Raw genomic sequence first — 18,536 nt, 5'->3', positions numbered from 1 at the left:
TCATTTATCAAGTAATTAGCATCTATTTTATTTTCTTGTATATATGCGATTATCATTGAGCTAATAAAAATACTAAGTTTTGCATATTCAACTCCATCATTTCTTTCAGCAGAAAGATTTTCAAAGTTGACAAATAAATTCATTCCCAGATTTTTAAATTGTTCATCTACTTTACTTAAAAGTTCTTTGAAATCTAGCGATAGACCTAAAACATGAATATGATTTAATTCCTTCCAAATTTGCTCATCAGCGCTAAAAAGATCTAAAGTTTTTTTCAGTTCAAACACACAAGTATGTGAGAGCATTTTAATATCAATTGAATTTTCATTAGACAATTTATAATTTCCTTTAATATTTAACTATTAATCTTTATAGCAAGTTCCGAAGCTGTAGGGTTGTAATAACGCATTAAAGTTTTTAGATCTTTATGACCTGTGACTTTCGCTAAGTCTTGTATAGGTAGTTTTTGTGCTAATCTGGTTGTAGCTTCATGCCTCGTATCATGAAACCTTAAGTCTTCAATTTTTAGCTTTTCCGTTACTATCTGCCAAAAATATTGTGAAAGAGTATTAGAATTCATTAATGTACATACATATTCATTATTCACTCCTTTCATTAGATCTAAAAGTTCTTTTGCTTTACTTGAAAGAGGAACATTTCGAGAATCATCATTTTTTGTATCTGGTAAATGGACATAATCTTCGAAGACATATTCCCATTTCATTGTCACAATTTCACCTGCTCTCATTGCAGTTTCAATTGCAAATAAGAAAGCCCAAGCTGTTTGTTGCTTTTTATTTAAAGGTGTAAATATTGGTTGATATTTAAATTCTTCTAGAATTTGGGCAACTTCTTGTTCTGTTATTCTTCTATCCCTATGTTTAAATTTCCTGGGTTTCGAAACAGCTCTTAAAGGGGATTCTTTTATAATTTTTTTCTTTTCAATAGCATATCTAAATACCCCTCCTAAAACACCTAGGTCTCTAGCTACAGTTGAACGAGACACTTTTTCTAATCTTATATCTCTAAACTCATCTATATCTCCTGAATCTATATCTTTAACCATCTTTTTCATCAATTTTGGAAAGTCTCTAATATAGCTCTTAATTACACTTTTCTCTTGTTTTGCCCCTTTATGTGTAGGTGTAACTACCACCAAATATTCCTGTAATAGTTCCTCTAAAGTTATACTTTCTAGTTTTTCTTTTTTAGCTTTTTTATTTAATTCACTAGGTGTATTACCTTTTACAAGTTGAGCTTTGATTGCATCCCTCATTAATCTTGCTTCTTGGATTGAAATAGCCGGATAAGGTCCAAGAGTTACAGTTCCTTTCTTATGTTCAAAAGTATATAAAACTTTCCAAGTTTGTTTACCTGTCGGGGAAGTAAAGATATATAGCATATCGCCATCACAAATCTTGTAGAGCTTATCTCTAGGCTTCAATGCTTTTATTTGTAATTGTGTCAACATTGATACTTCCCCATTAAAAAAGGTTAAACCAGTAACCTCCAGTTTAACCTCCTAATAAGTAGTATTTCAACGTTATTCCAAGTAATTACGCATCTCTGAATATCATCATATCTATTTGATTAAATAAATAATAAATAGAAATACCATATTCATTGTAATTGCTTGTTACACTTAATAAATCGCCATATGATTGCGGTGAATCATTTCCAATGAACGGGCTTCACCGAGTACTTGATGCACTTTGTCTGATGCTAGACCTTTGACGATCTCAGCTGAACGTGAACTAAAGTTCACACGTCCGACCGCAATACGGTGACCTTGTGTATCGACACATTCCACCACATCACCACGCTCGAAATGACCTTCAACTGCTTTAACGCCTACCGGCAACAGACTGCGGTGATTTTCTTTAATGGCCTTAACAGCACCATCATCAATCACCAGACGACCTGCCGTTTGCAAATGCGCTGCCAGCCATTGCTGATGTGCAGTAACACGATCATCATCAGTGATGAATAAAGTGCCCAACATTTCACCCGTCATAAGACGCGATAAAACGCAGTCACTGTCACCACTGGCAATCAGCGTTGGACAACCCGACTTCGCAGCCAGACGTGCAGCGCGGACTTTGGTCAGCATGCCGCCACGACCAAATTTGCCACCACCGCCAGCCATATCAAATAGACTCTCATCCATCGCACGTACGGTATGGAACAGTTTAGCATCCGGATTAGAACGTGGGTCCGAGTCAAACATACCTTCCTGATCGGTCAGGATAATCAGCAGATCCGCATGCACCTGACCTGCTACCATGGCAGCCAAGGTATCATTATCACCAAAACGGATTTCATCCGTCGAAACGGTGTCATTCTCATTAATCACCGGAATCACGCGCCATTCAATCAGGTGCTGCAAGGCATCACATGAATTGAGATAGCGGCGACGATCTGCCAGGTCATCATGGGTTAACAGTACCTGAGCAGTCTGAATCTGGTGTTTATCCAGCACGCTTGACCAGGTATGAATAAGCCCCATCTGACCAATGGCAGCGCAAGCCTGAAGACTGGGTAGATCGGTGGGTCGATTCTCTAGTTTCATTCGAACCATACCTTCAGCCACAGCACCTGATGACACCAGAATAATCTCGTGTCCTGCATTGTGTAGATCTGCGATTTGTCCCGCCCAGTGCGAGATGGCATCTAAATCTAAACCTTGCCCGTTTGCTGTGAGTAAAGATGATCCGATTTTAACAACGATTCGTTTACAACCCTTGAGCTGACGTTGCCCATCTACCACTTCTATCATCTTGTCCTCAGACTTATCTTTAAAAGATTAACGTACGTAATATACTTCTACGTCGCTGTCGTCATCATCTTCATCATCAAAGTCATCGCCACCCAGACGTTGAGCGCGACGCATTTCACGATAAGCTTCTTTCGCAGCAATCGTTTGTTCACGTGTTTCAGCTTCCAGCTGATCACGGAATGCTTTCATTTCTGCTGCATATTCTGGATCTTCAACTTCACGTTCGCGTTGTTGTTCGATTTGATCCATCAGGTAGTACACAACGTCTTTCGTCCCTTCTGCCGTTAAGCCAGAAGTTTTAAAGACAGGGCCTTCCCACTGTAATTCTTCAAGAATGTGGTTACACCATTCGTCACGTGTTTCTTCTGCTAACTGGTCAACCTTGTTCAGAACCAATACCACAGGCAATTTAGAGAGCGTTGGCGAGAATTTCTCAAGCTCTGCGATAATTGCTTTGGCATTGTAAGCAGGATCTGAACCATCAATCGGTTGTACATCGACAATGTGTAGCAAAATGCGTGTACGTGCCAAGTGTTTCAGGAAGCGAATACCCAGACCCGCACCTTCAGCAGCACCTTCGATCAGACCTGGAATATCAGCCATCACAAATGAACGGTAACGATCTGCATCTACAACGCCCAGATTTGGCATCATTGTGGTAAATGGATAATCTGCCACTTTCGGTTTTGCAGCGGATACTGCACGGATAAAGGTTGATTTACCTGCATTAGGCATACCCAGTAAACCAACGTCTGCAAGCACTTTTAGCTCCAGACGGATTTCACGGAATTCACCTTTAACACCATGAGTACACTTACGTGGAGAACGGTTAGTCGACGATTTGAAGTGGGTATTACCCAAACCGCCATCACCACCTTGAGCAACCAATACCTTTTGACCGTCTTCGATCAGGTCACCAATAATGTCGCCAGACTCACTATCTACAATAGTTGTTCCTACAGGAACTTTTAAAATAACTGATTCGCCACCACGACCAGCACAGTTTGCGCCAGCACCGTTTTTACCACGTTCAGCGCGAAATCTACGGGTATAACGATAATCTACAAGGGTACTCGTGTCGTCGTCAGCCTGAACATAAATGCTGCCGCCACGACCACCATCACCACCATCTGGACCACCAAATGGTACGAACTTTTCACGGCGAAAACTGGCTACGCCATTGCCACCGTCGCCAGCCTCTACGGTAATGACTGCTTCATCAACAAAGCGCATATTGCCAATCCTCTAAAAACTTTAAAACCGCCTATTCTGCCATATTTTAAAGCATTTCTCGACTACATTTATGCACTATTCCATGAAGATCACTCATTTCAAGGGTAATTTCATTCAGCTTGTCTCAAAATACAAAACAGTCTGAAAAATATTCAGACCTATAAAAATTCAAAATATAGTTTTTAAAGCTTAATTGATCGTTTTTTATTATTTCTGATTTGGCATCGAGCTGCCTATAGTGCTCAACGTCGAAAAAGAGCCCATGGTATAGCTATGACTACAGAAAAGAATTCTGTCAGCCCATTGTCATCACAATTTGTATTACTTATGGCAATGGCATGTGGTCTCTGTGCTGGATCAGCTTATTTTAATCACCCCTTAATCTATTCAATCGAGGAAAGTTTAGGAATTACAACCAGTCAGGCTGGCTTAACGGTAGTGATCGCCCAGATTGGATACGTACTGGGCTTAATGCTGTTAGTACCATTGGGAGATTTTCTGAATAAACGCAAGCTAGTGGTCAGTCTGATGGTCTTTGCAGCCATTTCACAGATTCTGCTTTCATTCAGCACGACTTTATCAACGCTTTATGTGTTTACCTTATGTGCGACGTTTGGCGCAATCTCGGCGCAGGTTTTAATTCCTTTTGCTTCTACGATTAGTCCACCTGAATCCATTGCTACCATTGTTGGTAAACTGATGAGTGGCTTGGTGATGGGTATCATCCTATCGCGGACTTTTGCTGGCTTTGTTTCGACCTATTGGTCTTGGGAAGGTGTTACTTCTCTAGTGGAATCATTACCTTGCTTTTTGCCACTCTCATGTGGAAAAAACTACCAGATACTCAACCCCAGGCGGGTTTGACCATTGGCAGTATTTATCGCTCTTTATTTGTCATCGCTAAGCAGAACCCGCATCTGATTCGTCGTGCCTGCGCAGGTGCTTTAGGCTTCGGTATTCTATCTATGGTCTTTACTTCCATGACCTTCGTACTAGGTAGCACACCTTACCATTTCACTGATTTTGAAATTGGCCTGTTCGGCTTATTAGGGATCATCGGAATTTATTCATCAAGCTGGTCAGGCAAAACCGTAGGACAAGGCAGAGAAAATCTGGTCGCCAAGCTATGTATTGCTTTAATGCTCAGCTCTACACTGCCCTTATATTTTGCCCAGCAGAATATTGTGATCTATGCGATTGGCGTATTGATGGCTTATTTTGGCCTGAGCGCATTCCATGTATTAAATCAGAATCTGGTTTATCGGATTGATTTAAAATCACGTTCACGGATTAATGCCGTGTATATGACCATTTATTTTAGCGGCGCAGCTTTGGGTTCACTGGGTACAGTCTATGCCTGGGAGCATTTTGAGTGGATCGGTTGCGTGGTACTTGGCTTTATTTTCTCGATTGGAATTTTACTGATTGATCGGTGGGATTTCAGGAAGAGGCTTGAGACAAAAATTTCATCTTAATTGACCTCTCCTTAACCCTCTGCTTTAAGGAGAGGGAAATTTATTAATTTTTTTAATTCCTTTTTACCGCTTTCGTCACTTATCAGCTCTTTTAAAACCAAACACTCTTTTTTAGAAAAATACAATCATCGTCAAATAGATGAAGTTGTCTTTTTTAAATGGTCATAATTGTCATCGCCAACTAAGACCATATTTTTCAATATATTATATTTAGTCTTGACTTTAATTAATTGACATCAATATATTTATATTGTTGAAATATAAGCTCTGTACTTTTTTGTTTTTCCCAACTTGTATAAATCATCAACACCGCTATAGGTGCAAACATTGTCGCCGACCAAATCAAAAGATTTTTTTTGCAGTAGACTTATCTTCTACAAACCTTTGTATCAGCGCATAAAGAGCAATAGTGATCGCACATAAAATCCAATAGATCGCCAATTAAAGTAGCAACCAAATTTTCTGACTTTTTCATTTATTGCTTCCTCAAAAGCAATTTAGCTTCTATTTTGCAACACGTTCTTTATTTTCTAAAATCTCCGGCAGACTACGCTCTAACCAGCCAATCAGATAATTTATTTTTTCTGCGGCCTGTGAACCAGTAATGGTCAACTGATATTCTACTTTTGGTGGTACGACAGGATAGACTGTTCTTAAAATGAACCCGTCCTGCTCCAGCATTTTTAAAGTCTGGGCCAGCATCTTTTCACTCACCCCTTCAATGCGCTGTTTCAGCTCACTGAAACGATGTACGCCATCACTTAAGCAACGTAACACCAGAATCGACCATTTATTGGCTAAGTGTTCCAGTATTTCACGTGAAGGACATTCCGTTGATAAAACCTGACCCAGTAGTTTACTGGTTTCATAAGCTGACATAATATTTCTCTTAATTTAAAAACTTACTTTTTAGCATGTACTTTCGTTTAGAAAGCTATCAGATCAAGAATTCATCAGCAAGGTGATTTTTCAAATTAATATTCTATTTCAATCCAAAAATTAAACTAAAAAACGTGCAATAAAAAAAAGAGCCTCAAATGAGGCCCTTTTTTCAGCTCAATACTAATTATGCATTAGTTTCAGCAGGAACTTTTGGATAGCTTACGCCGCCCATTTGTTCAGCGATACGTAATACTTGGCAGCTATAACCCACTTCGTTATCGTACCAAACATAAGCAGTTAGGCGGTTGCCTGAAGTGATTGTCGCTTGCGCGTCGAATACACCTGCAGTACGTGAACCAATAAAGTCAGAAGATACCACTTCAGTCGAGTTGGTATAACCGATTTGACCTTGAAGGTTAGAATTGATAGAGATTTGGCGAATGTATTCATTCACTTCGTCACGATCAACTTCTTGACCCAAAGTCAGGTTAAGAATCGCAAGAGATACGTTTGGTGTAGGTACACGTACAGAATTACCTGTCAGTTTACCTTGAAGTACTGGAAGCGCTTTTGCAACAGCCTTAGCAGCACCAGTTTCAGTAATTACCATGTTCAGTGTAGCAGCACGGCCACGACGATCAGCTTTGTGGTAATTGTCGATCAGGTTCTGGTCGTTCGTGAACGAGTGAACTGTTTCAACATGACCATTGATCACTGTGTATTTGTCGTTTAACACTTTCAGTGTTGGAGTGATCGCGTTCGTTGTACAGCTTGCTGCAGAGATGATTTTGTCTTCATCAAGGATGTCAGCCTGGTTTACGCCATATACAACGTTCTTCATGTCACCTTTACCAGGTGCAGTCAGAATGACACGCGCAGCGCCCGGGCATTTCAGGTGTTGAGCAAGACCTTCAGCATCACGCCATTTACCCGTGTTGTCGATTACTAGTGCATTTTCGATACCGTATGCAGTGTAATCCACTTCAGATGGATTAGATGCATAGATCACTTTGATGAACTGACCGTTTGCAATGATTGCTTCGTTTTCTTCATCTACAGAGATCGTACCAGCGAATGGACCATGGATTGAGTCACGACGTAATAATGACGCACGTTTTTCCAAGTCACCGTCAGATGATTTACGAACCACGATTGCTTTCAGGTTCAAGCCACGGCCTAGACCTGACTGGCTGATCATCAAACGTGCAAGAATACGGCCGATACGACCAAAACCGTAAAGTACAACGTCCTTACCTTCAACTGAAGTTGCATTGCCTTCAAGAGATTTCACAGCGTCAGCAACGAATGCGTTAACATCACCACCTTTTGCTTTGAATTCAACAGCAAGTTTGCCTAGATCAATTTCAGCAGTACCGATGTTTTCAATTTTCGCCAATGCTTCAAGGATTGGGAAAGTGTCTACAACAGAAAGCTCAACGTCCAATACGCGAGTACGACGATGCGCTTTAAGGATCTGGATTACAGAACGGTTAATTAAAGAGCGACCGTAAACTGTAGCTACGATATTTTTTTCACGATATAACTGACCTACTAGGGCAATCATACGCTCCGCGAGTTCTTCACGGTTTTTCCAGCGACCTTGGTGCTCTGCATGGAGGGCAACGATAGTGTCTTTGCTCACAGATACGTCCTCTAATTAATTGTAAATCTAAGCATAAATTTCAAAACCCCATAATTGTAATGGAATTGGCAGCAAGTTTGAATCAAAAGCTGCCAAAGTGCTGAGGAAAAAGACCTATATTCACTATAAATTTTGAAAATAGTTGTAATTAGTCAGATGATTTTGCATTTAAAAGTCGAAAAATAACATTTTTCAAGCTCTAAACCAGATTTTTGTTAAATGTTGTTTATTCACACAAATCTAAATCTCGAAGTTAACTGCATTTTCATGATCCAGTTGCAGCCTGCTGCCTGCTGAAAAATTCATATCCAGACTCATAGAAGCATTAAAGTTTTCCACATCAAAATCATCATAAGTTTCTGGCAAATGAATCAGTACAGGTAACCGGGTGAGACCATTATCCCCACAAGGAAAGGCATAGTGACGCTCAACTTTCTGGAAACTTTGCAAACTTTCAAATTCTAGAAATACACTGCTGTTTTCATGGGTTCTTGGCACCTGAATAATTTCCAGGAACATGCTACGTTTTAACTGCTGCAATTTATTCAGTGCTATTTCTATTGCCTCATCTGAATTATCTTTACGCCAAAGCTTTTTCAGCATGGATTTTTTTTCATATTCGGCTTTCTGACGGTTCAGCGTATTGATATATTTTTTCAGATCCCGATATTGCTGCACATTATCGGCAATCGTGGTTTGAATATCTTTAATCGGCTGCTCGGAACGCTGATGCATTACCTGCCATTCATTCCGGTTCATCGGAATAAAGGTTTCACCCTTACGCTTTTCCAGCAAACGGATAAATGCCAATAACTTATATTCGAAATTCTGGATATAGGAATTAAACATAAATCCTGGCTGAGCTTTGAAGTCCCGGTAATAGGCTAAAATTTCAGTAAAGATTTTATGTACATGCAAATAGAGATAAGCAAACTCTTCAATATGCGATAAATGATCACGAATCGCATCCCGCATTGGCAGCAGCAATTCCCGCGTCAAAATTTCCTCCAACTGCTTCAAATGGCGTTGCGCCACAACATCGGCATTCTTTTCCACCACTTGAACCGGCTCGACCAGCAGAGACAATAACTTTAGTTCAGAGACCTGCTCCAGATTATGCACAATGTCCCTGACGTCCAGATGGATCTGGCTTTGCAAGGTTACCATTCGCTGCATCTGGGATTTCAGTGTCTCTACTACCTCTTCATTCATATCCTCTTTCAGATCCAGAACCAGAATATTCAGATAAACTTGATCTTCTAATGCACCTTTTTCTTCTATGAGGAAGCGACGAATAGAATACGGGTTTTGTTGTACATCCATCACAGGCGCAACGATAAATAAAAACTGTGAAGTGCGGACAATATCAAAATGACGGATTTGCTGTTCTTTAATCAGAAAATAACGGAATAGCGGATGTTGCATTTCCGCAGTCTGTTTTTTTAATAAAGGTTTATACCAGTAGCCCAACAACTGTTGCTTGATAAACACTTCAATAATGAAGCATTTAACCTGCTGTTCAGTGAGCTTACGTACGCCTTCGACCGGCTGTAATTGAAGACCACGAATAATTTCAGCAGCATTCAACAAGAAAGTACGACGTAGTTCCAGCTTTTCACGCTGCATCTGGAAGTTTTCATTGACTTCAATTTTATCAATCTGCTCGAGTACGTTTTCCAGGTAGTCTGCAACTTGCAAGCTGTCATTTAACCCGAGCAGGCTTTTCAAAGAGAGACCGAACGTGCTGGCATAATAACGCATCCGGTCATTCAGAAATTTTTGGCTTAAAGCTTCTACCGAATGATAAGCCTGATAACGGTATTGATTGGTTTCCTGATCCCAGAGAATTCTTTTTGGCTTTAAAATCTGAAAATCGATACTTTCCTTGAGCTCAGGCGAGATATCTGCCAGAACGGCTTTAAGCTCCCGCTCCCATTCTAAATCGAGGCTCGGTTCCAGTTGGGATAAACGTGCACGTAACTGATATGGAATCGCAATCTGTGACATGTTTATCCCCTTTAAATATAACGAACATTCTTTTAAACAAAATGGTACATGAATTAGATAACATTTACGTCAAAATTATCTGACGAATATCACACTTATGCAAATAGCATTATTCATTATTTTTTTTGAATTTTTCCAACGTTTCAGCTTTTTTTTCAAGTTCATCTTTTTTCAACTGCTGCTGTTTTAAATGCAATATTCCTTCCACAATCAGCACCATCACTGCCAACCAAATCGGGATATAGGTCAGCCATTCTCCAGATTCCACCCGTTCTCCGAGTGCCATCGAGGCAAAAGCCAGTAACACTGGCTCCAGATAGCTCAGCAGACCAAAAATCACAAAAGGCAGATAACGGCTTGCCAGAATATAACTACCTAAGCCTAAAGCACTTAAGAAACCCAAACCCAACACTGCCAAGATGAGATGAGGGAAATTGACCATTAGCTTGAGAGAATCGCTATGTACAAAGCCCAGATAGAAAGCCACTGGCAGAATCAGACACAAGTCCCACCAGAATCCACCCAAGTGATCCGTACCAAAGCGACGGCGCAGGAAGAAATACAGTGGATAAGCCAAAGCCACATAGACCGTTTCCCAGGCAATAAAACCAATCCGCCAGATTTCATGTCCCACGCCCAGTACCGCACAAACCACCGCCGCCATCTGCCAGGCAGACAATTTTTCTTTATAGAGCACACAGCCAACCAGAACCATCACCAAAGGCAACAGGAAATAACCCAGCGACACTTGCAGGCCGCGACCATTAATCGGCCCCCATAAGAATAACCAGAGTTGGGTTGTACAAAGTAAAGAGCTAATAATTAACCAGATCAGAAACGTCGGCTGCTGTAGAATTCGCTTAAAAATACTGCTGATATGATTGAGATCACCTGACCACCACATAAACGCCGTCAGAAACGGGAGGGTCGCCAACATACGCCATGCAAAGGTTTGCTCACTGTCTAGTGGCTGCAGAAAAGGCGTGAAAATATAAAGCACACCAAAAACCAGTGACGCCAGCACTGACAGCGCGATCCCTTTATACATTCACTACCCCAAAATCTCTTTGCGCGCATTATATCGGGATGTCTTCAAGAATACTTGTCTCTATTCTTTGATCGAATGATAAATTTTCAAGGTGTAGCTTCTGATTGTATAAATATAAAAAAACCATGCCGAAGCATGGTTTGAGGATAAACTGAGTTTAGCGCGCAGTTTGTTTGGTGTGAATCACATCACTCAGGTCATAACCGACTGACTGTGCGTATTGTAAATATTCATTCACTACATTTTTATCCAACTGCGGGTCACGTGAGAGTATCCACATATATTTACGTTTAGGCTCACCGACCAGAACGGTTTGATAGTTTTCATCCAGTTTCAAGACCCAATAATCGCCACGTCCGACAGGAATCCAGCGAATGAAGTCTGGCAAGAAACTGACTTTTAATTTGGTATTTTGGGGTGGATTTTGCACAAATGCCTCACCCCCTGACTGGGTTTGTTCACCATCTTTTTTAATACAGCGGTTATCAACCACGATATTGCCATTTTCATTCAAAGTATACGTTGCTGTGACATCACGGTTACACTTATTCTGAAAATATAAAGGCTTACGCGCCACTTCGTACCATATACCCAAATAACGGTCCAGTTCAACTTTTTCCACAGTCGGTAATGACTGTTTTTGCGCATATGCCATGGTCGTAGCGCCCAAACCCAGAAGAACAGCACTACCAATCGCAATTTTGGCAATTTTTAGACTTGCCTGAGAAAAATTCTTAGTTGTCATAAAGTATCCTTTCATTCACACAGATGAGTGGACCACATGTTTTTGTAAAATTTTATCTGTAACAACAATAACGTCATCGTGTGAATGATTGTGTATCGATATGTAAGATTTATGATTAGTTTTACACAACTAATCATAGGCAGATCAGTTGCTTAACTCAGCATCTGAGCCTTCAAGCGTAGAATTTCATCACGCAAACGCGCTGCCTGTTCAAACTGCAGTTCTTTAGAAGCTTTCAGCATCTCTTTTTCAAGTTTAGTCATATGCTTTGCAAACAGTTTTGGATCTGCCAGCAGATGCCGCTCATCCGCACTTAAAGCTTTAGCCTGATCTGAGATACGTTCATCAAATTGGTCATCATCGAGCACCTCTCCAGTATCGATTTCCTTGATCACCTGACGTACGGCACTGCGTGGGACAATACCATGCTCTTCATTAAACTGAATTTGTTTGGTACGACGACGATCCGTTTCATCAATTGCTTTTTGCATGGAGTCCGTAATCCGGTCCGCATAAAGAATTGCTTTACCTTTCAAGTTACGTGCAGCACGACCAATGGTCTGAATCAGCGAACGTTCGGAACGCAGGAAACCTTCTTTATCTGCATCCAGAATCGCTACCAAGGACACTTCTGGCATATCCAGACCTTCACGTAACAGGTTAATCCCGACCAGCACATCGTAAATACCGGTACGCAATTCATGAATAATTTTTACCCGCTCTACGGTGTCGATATCTGAGTGCAAGTAGGCTACCTTTACGCCATATTCTTTCAAATATGAAGTCAGGTCTTCTGCCATACGCTTGGTTAATGTCGTCACCAGTACACGTTCATTCAGATCTTTGCGGATATTGATTTCGGACAATACATCATCGACCTGGGTCAGCACTGGACGGATTTCAATTTCAGGATCGACCAATCCTGTCGGACGCACCACCTGCTCTACAATCTGTTCTGACTTTTCCAGTTCATATCGTGCTGGCGTTGCACTGACATAAACCGTGGTTGGAACAATACGCTCCCATTCCTCAAATTTCATTGGACGGTTATCCAGTGCACTCGGCAAACGGAAACCATAATTCACCAGATTTTCCTTACGTGAACGGTCACCCTTATACATCGCACCAATCTGTGGAACGGTTACATGTGATTCATCAATAATCAGCAAGGCATCATCAGGTACATAATCGAACAATGTTGGCGGTGCTTCACCTGAGGGACGGCCAGATAAATGACGTGAATAGTTTTCGATGCCATTGGTATAGCCCAGTTGCTGCATCATTTCCAGATCATAACGGGTACGCTGTTCGATACGCTGTGCTTCTAATAATTTGTCATTTTCACGGAAAAACACCAGACGCTCTTTTAACTCTTCCCGGATGGTTTCAATGGCACGGGTCAGATTATCCTTTGGTGTAACATAATGACTTTTTGGATAAATTGTCACACGCGGTACTTTGCGGATCATTTTGCCAGTCAATGGATCAAACCAGCGGATCGAATCTACCTCATCATCAAACAGTTCGATACGGATCGCATTCTGGTCCGATTCGGCAGGGAAAATATCAATAATTTCACCGCGAATACGATAGGTACCGCGCAGGAACTCCAGTTCATTGCGGGTATATTGCATCTCGACCAGACGGCGAATAATGTCATCCCGACCAATACGATCCCCTTCCACCACATGCAGCAACATGCTCATGTAGGCATTCGGATCACCCAAACCGTAGATTGCAGAAACTGAAGCAACAATAATGGCATCACGGCGTTCTAATAAAGCACGTGTTGCGGATAACCGCATCTGGTCAATATGATCATTAATTGCTGAATCTTTCTCGATAAAAGTATCGGAAGATGGCACATAGGCTTCAGGCTGATAATAATCATAGTAACTAACGAAATATTCCACCGCATTATTCGGGAAGAATGCCTTAAATTCGCCATAGAGCTGTGCTGCCAAGGTTTTGTTATGTGCCATGACAATGGTCGGGCGTTGCGTCCGCGCAATTACATTGGCCATAGTGTAGGTCTTACCGGACCCTGTCACGCCTAGCAATAACTGATTCTTATAGCCCCGTTCAATTCCCTGAACCAGTTTTTCAATGGCTTGTGGCTGATCGCCAGCAGGTTGATAGCTGGTCACTAAATCGAAAGGGGTTTTATCAGACATAATTTGCGGCAATTCACTGGCAATATTTTGTTGTTCTAATTATGGGGTTAAATCTGAATTACTCAATGCCTAAACAGGTGTCTATTTGGTAAAAATTGAAGTCTATAAGTAACTTAATAGAATGATTACAAAACAGTTCCATCTCATCTTGTCCGCTTTGAATATTTTATTAAATTTCAAAAATATTTATTTAAAAATTAGCTAATAATATTTAAGAACTCAAACAAGTGGCACTTTAAACATCTCTATGAAGATAGCTAAAACTCAGTTACATAAAGTTCTAATTTCTCTTGAGACTTTTGCTTTCTTATAGATACAATTTGCCTTGACCCCTAGCAATTTCAAAGGCAACATGAAACCAATAAGGATATCGAATCAAAAGCCATGACTTACCAATACCATGATGAAAGCATCGTCAAATCCTTGCCAGAAAATACTGTATTCGTATTTGGCAGCAATATGGCAGGGCTGCATGCAGGCGGTGCCGCAAGAACAGCGCTTGAGCACTTTGGTGCTGTAGAAGGGGTTGGTCGTGGCTGGTCTGGTCAAAGCTATGCTATTCCTACAATGAATGAGCATTTGCAACAAATGCCGTTGTCACAGATTCAGCATTATATCGATGACTTTAAAATTTATACCAAGAATCATCCGAAAAATAAGTATTTCCTGACCTCGGTCGGCTGCGGCATTGCAGGTTATAAAGTAGAAGAAATTGCGCCTATGTTTAAGGGGATTTCACATAATGTGATTTTCCCGCAATCTTTTCGCCCGTTTGTAGAAAAACCGCTTCCGAAATTGAATGAAAAATTCCTTAAAACCATTTTCCGTGACTCTATCATTTTTGCTGACCCCACCGATGAACTGATCGAAGTGCTTGCAGTGACCGATAGTGAAAAAAGCCTGGCTAAAATTTTACTGAATACCCAAATGTATCCAACAGATAGTAATGGCCGTGATCGTGTTTTTGAGATTCAGGACATTCTGCATAATTTGAATGGTAAGGTTTTCGATTTCCAGAACAATTCTGAAGGTCCAATGGTCTTTGGTGGTGTGATTCTGGCACTGCTCGAACTATATAATATTAATGAACAGGATTTTTCAGATGTCTGGCATGGTAAGCGTGAAATCGCGCCACCAAAACCTGAAAATAAAGCACGTAGAAACCCTCTTTAATTTCAGAATTATTGTCAATCAAAGCCAATTCCTGAATTGGCTTTTTTATTGTGAAATATAAAAGGTGATCTAATAAAAATAGCATTCAATTTCAAGATAAATATTTAATTATCACATTATTCTAAAATCATTTTTTTGGTCTTATACTTGCCTCATTAAATTAAATAATAAAATTGAGCTGCTTGAATGAACATGCTGGATTCTCCAATTTTTGAACTATCTCCTATTGCCATGTGGCTTGAAGATTTTAGTGAGGTAAAAAAACAATTTGATCTCTGGCGTGCTCAAGGGGTGCAGGATTTACTCACTTTTTTGCAAGAAGACGAATCACGTATTTTAGAATGTGCGAAAAAAATTAAACTGCTTAAGGTCAATCCTAAAACACTAGAACTTTATCAGGCAGATGACTTTAACCATCTAAGTCAAAATTTGGATCTCGTGTTCAAAGAGGATATGAGCAAATCCCACATCCACGAACTCGTCGCTTTATGGAATGGAGACACCCAATTTTCCCATTCAGCAGTAAACTATACCTTGACTGGTCAACGTCTGGATATTCAGCTGAAAGGAATTGTCCTGCCACAACATGAGCATGATCTCTCCCTACTCTTGATTACTACTGAAGACATCACTGCTTATACACAAGCTCGTCGTTTAGAAGAACAAAATCGCCATCTGGCTGAAGCTCGTTTTATTTATTCACCGGCTTCATTATGGATCGAGGATTTTAGCCATATTAAAATTAAACTAGATCATTTACGTGATTTAGGAATTGAAGATTTTCAGACTTTTCTGGATGTACATCATGATTTTATTTATGAATGCATTAGAGAGATTAGAATCATTGATGTCAATCAGGCCACTCTCGATCTGTTCGGCGCCTCAACCAAAGATGCTCTATTAAAGAATGTACATAAAGTCTTTGCGAAAGAAATGGTACAGACCTTTAAAGAACAAATTATTGAGCTTTGGAATGGTAATCTGCATCATCAGCGTGAAGCCGTAAACTATGCACTGGATGGCAGTATCCGTCATGTCCTGCTTCAATTTACCGTATTCCCTGATTACCTCCATGACTGGAGTATTGTTCAGATCGCCCTGACAGATATTACCGCACGTAAAAAAGCTGAACATTATCTGGAATATTTAGGCAGACATGATGTCTTAACCCAACTATGTAACCGTTCATTTTACATGCAGGAACTAAACCGTCTGGAGCGTAATTTACTACGCCCAGTATCCTGTATTTTTATGGATCTCAATGGACTCAAAGAATTAAATGACTACCTTGGACACGATGCTGGAGACAACCAGTTACGTCGCGTAGGTAACATCCTGAATCAACTTATTCAACATACGCCCTATTCTGCCTCTCGAATTGGTGGAGATGAATTTGTAGTCCTTTTACCTGGTGCGGATCAAACTGCTTTGCAAAATTGTCTCAATAGTTTGCATGAACTTTTAGTGGTTGATAACCAGTTTTACTCACATCAGCCAATCAGCCTGTCAATTGGACATGCCACTAGCTATGCAGATGAACGTCTTGAAGACATGCTAAAACGTGCCGATCAAGATATGTATCATCAGAAAAGAAGCCATTACCAAAATAATGACCGCAGAATGCCAGCTTCTCAGTAAGTTAAATGATTTAAATAGCAATAAATAAAAAAGCCATGGTCAAACCATGGCTTTTTTATTAGAAAACTTATCGTTTTCCCATTGAACGACGGGTGCCACGTGGTGGCATCCAGGTTCGATCAGCATAACGTTGTGGCTTGGGACGAAGATCCTCTAAGATCTCATCTGTTGCACCTTGATCAGCTTGCTTCAATGGAAACGGCAAATTAACTAAAGGCTTTTTCTTGGGAGTATTTGGGGAGCTCATCAGCTTGACTCAATAATAACTCAGTCTATTGTACAAAAAAAAAGAGCGAGATGTAAAAACAAGTCTTTTTATTGTGTTATCAAACGATGTTTCATTTAATTTTGCTACCATTTTTTGATTAAAAAAACAACGTCTCAAGTATTCCATTTATCTTAATTTAAGCAATTTTAGAGTAGAGTAAATACTCTATAATTATCTAAATTGAACTTATAACAATCCGTCATTTAAACTTCATGGAGTGAACTTTAAGATGAAAAAATCAACTTTTATATGTATGGCTACCGGACTTATTGGAATTACTTCCACCACTCAGGCGGCCGACTATTCAAAATATTTCAGTATGGAAGCCGAGGGCTTTAAACGTTTTTCAGTCTCAGTGGGGGCTTTACATGTCATGCCGCAAGGCAAAGCACAGCCGTTTAAAGTAAGTACAGCTGCTTATGAAGGTATTCAATCTGATGTTGGAGAAATCTCGTCCCAGGCAGTTATTGATAACCGTGCAGAAAACTCATCAGGTTTGGCTAATTGGCTAATTGATTTAATTAATGGTGTGAATCCAAATAGTACATTGCCAGCGTTCATGAGTGGTACGGCAAATATTTATGGTTTAGAAAACTGGAGTAATCCGGGAACTGGGTTAGAGGCAGATGATGTCACCACATTAGGCATCATGACCAATTATTTCTTTACTGATAATATTTCTTTTGAAATGAAAGCTGGGATTCCACCTAAAGTAGACTTACAAGGAAAGGGAAAAATATATGCTCCATTTAGTGCAATTGCTTCGCCAATCGTCGGTTCTATTGAGTTAGACAATGATATTTTTATTACAGATTTAGAGGCACATGGTCCTGCAGCTTCTGCCCGAGCATGGACACCAGCTTTTGAATTCCAGTATCACTTTGGTAAAACTGGCGTAAACAAGTTCCGTCCTTATATTGGCGTAGGCCTCATGTATGCTTATTTTAATGAACTTGAAATTAATCCACAGACAGAAAGAGACCTGATTGCTGCGGGTCATATGATTGCTAATATTTTGGATAATAAAGCTGGAGCATCATTAGATGGATCACCAAATGAAAACGCTAATCCAAAAGTTAAAGTTGAAGCAACAGATGCTTTTGCTCCAGTCGTCACTGCAGGTTTTACTTATGACTTCAATGATAAATGGTTTGCGATAGGTTCAATCTCTTATGCTCACTTAAACAATGAAACTACGATCACAGTTACAGATAATAACTTCGGCAAACTAATTGAATCCAAGGCAGATATTGAGGTAAACCCAATCTTGGCCTATGCAGGTATTGGTATGTAAGCGTCCGCTGAACCCCACTTTTTCTAACTCATTAATACCGCGATAGTGTCCACTTAAATTTAAGTGGACACCTATTTATGGATTTAAAGACAGTTATAGACAGTGCACCAACGCTAAAAAAGCCCCGTCGAACCTTCACAGCTGAATTTAAACATCAACTTATTCAGCAATGCCAGCAGCC

General features: G+C 40.3%; 14 protein-coding genes and 1 pseudogene. 4 read left to right on the top strand and 11 right to left on the bottom strand.

Going from position 1 to position 18,536, the window contains the following annotated elements:
- The 4 genes from C3420_RS14320 to cgtA form a co-directional block, all read right to left on the bottom strand.
- On the bottom strand, positions 1 to 335 hold a 335-nt coding region (locus C3420_RS14320; protein ID WP_146048164.1), incomplete at its 3' end, for a hypothetical protein.
- A gap of 20 nt (positions 336 to 355) precedes the next feature.
- Positions 356 to 1,471 carry a tyrosine-type recombinase/integrase gene (locus tag C3420_RS14315; protein ID WP_103800827.1) on the bottom strand — a complete coding sequence of 372 codons (1,116 nt, stop codon included), beginning with the start codon at positions 1,469 to 1,471 and terminating at the stop codon, positions 356 to 358.
- A gap of 171 nt (positions 1,472 to 1,642) precedes the next feature.
- Entirely contained in the window at positions 1,643 to 2,776 is a 1,134-nt protein-coding gene (gene proB / locus C3420_RS14310) for a glutamate 5-kinase (protein WP_048881531.1), read from the bottom strand.
- A 27-nt stretch (positions 2,777 to 2,803) separates the two neighbouring features.
- Positions 2,804 to 4,009 carry an Obg family GTPase CgtA gene (gene cgtA, locus C3420_RS14305; RefSeq protein ID WP_004894010.1) on the bottom strand — a complete coding sequence of 402 codons (1,206 nt, stop codon included), beginning with the start codon at positions 4,007 to 4,009 and terminating at the stop codon, positions 2,804 to 2,806.
- 273 nt (positions 4,010 to 4,282) lie between these two features.
- Between cgtA and C3420_RS14300 the strand changes: the two are divergent.
- Positions 4,283 to 5,484, top strand: a pseudogene (locus C3420_RS14300) (MFS transporter).
- 504 nt (positions 5,485 to 5,988) lie between these two features.
- On the opposite strand, the gene C3420_RS14295 reads toward C3420_RS14300, so the two are convergent.
- The 6 genes from C3420_RS14295 to uvrB all read right to left on the bottom strand — a co-directional run bounded on the left by C3420_RS14295 (position 5,989) and on the right by uvrB (position 13,982).
- Positions 5,989 to 6,363 (bottom strand): winged helix-turn-helix transcriptional regulator, encoded by a 375-nt coding sequence (locus C3420_RS14295; RefSeq protein WP_004810515.1) that lies wholly within the window; start codon positions 6,361 to 6,363, stop codon positions 5,989 to 5,991.
- Between the two features lie 187 nt (positions 6,364 to 6,550).
- On the bottom strand, positions 6,551 to 8,008 hold the full coding sequence (locus C3420_RS14290; protein ID WP_048881534.1) for a glyceraldehyde-3-phosphate dehydrogenase: 1,458 nt from the start codon (positions 8,006 to 8,008) through the stop codon (positions 6,551 to 6,553).
- Positions 8,009 to 8,248: 240 nt separating this feature from the next.
- Complete coding sequence (locus tag C3420_RS14285; protein WP_103800826.1) at positions 8,249 to 10,015, bottom strand: hypothetical protein; 1,767 nt, start codon at positions 10,013 to 10,015, stop codon at positions 8,249 to 8,251.
- 109 nt (positions 10,016 to 10,124) lie between these two features.
- Complete coding sequence (gene rarD / locus C3420_RS14280; RefSeq protein ID WP_048881536.1) at positions 10,125 to 11,063, bottom strand: EamA family transporter RarD; 939 nt, start codon at positions 11,061 to 11,063, stop codon at positions 10,125 to 10,127.
- Positions 11,064 to 11,220: 157 nt separating this feature from the next.
- Complete coding sequence (locus tag C3420_RS14275) at positions 11,221 to 11,808, bottom strand: lipocalin family protein (protein WP_103800825.1); 588 nt, start codon at positions 11,806 to 11,808, stop codon at positions 11,221 to 11,223.
- Between the two features lie 152 nt (positions 11,809 to 11,960).
- Complete coding sequence (uvrB, locus tag C3420_RS14270; RefSeq protein WP_103800824.1) at positions 11,961 to 13,982, bottom strand: excinuclease ABC subunit UvrB; 2,022 nt, start codon at positions 13,980 to 13,982, stop codon at positions 11,961 to 11,963.
- Positions 13,983 to 14,366: 384 nt separating this feature from the next.
- Between uvrB and C3420_RS14265 the strand changes: the two genes are divergently transcribed.
- Together C3420_RS14265 and C3420_RS14260 are read left to right on the top strand one after the other, a co-directional pair.
- Positions 14,367 to 15,155: a hypothetical protein gene (locus tag C3420_RS14265; RefSeq protein ID WP_048881538.1), complete on the top strand. Its 789-nt coding sequence runs from the start codon at positions 14,367 to 14,369 to the stop codon at positions 15,153 to 15,155.
- A 186-nt stretch (positions 15,156 to 15,341) separates the two neighbouring features.
- A complete protein-coding gene (locus C3420_RS14260; RefSeq protein ID WP_048881539.1) occupies positions 15,342 to 16,793 on the top strand; it encodes a sensor domain-containing diguanylate cyclase in 1,452 nt (483 codons plus the stop codon).
- Between the two features lie 67 nt (positions 16,794 to 16,860).
- On the opposite strand, the gene C3420_RS14255 is transcribed toward C3420_RS14260, so the two are convergent.
- A complete protein-coding gene (locus tag C3420_RS14255; protein ID WP_004810533.1) occupies positions 16,861 to 17,040 on the bottom strand; it encodes a hypothetical protein in 180 nt (59 codons plus the stop codon).
- A gap of 250 nt (positions 17,041 to 17,290) precedes the next feature.
- On the opposite strand from C3420_RS14255, the gene C3420_RS14250 reads away from it, so the two are divergent.
- Positions 17,291 to 18,355: an OmpW/AlkL family protein gene (locus C3420_RS14250; protein ID WP_103800823.1), complete on the top strand. Its 1,065-nt coding sequence runs from the start codon at positions 17,291 to 17,293 to the stop codon at positions 18,353 to 18,355.
- Positions 18,356 to 18,536 lie beyond the last annotated feature (181 nt).

The sequence above is a fragment of the Acinetobacter sp. ACNIH3 genome (assembly GCF_002918965.1).
GTDB classification, from domain to species: Bacteria; Pseudomonadota; Gammaproteobacteria; order Pseudomonadales; family Moraxellaceae; genus Acinetobacter; species Acinetobacter schindleri.
Note: the sequence above shows the minus strand (reverse complement) of the source record. Positions and strands in the feature narration are given on the sequence as shown.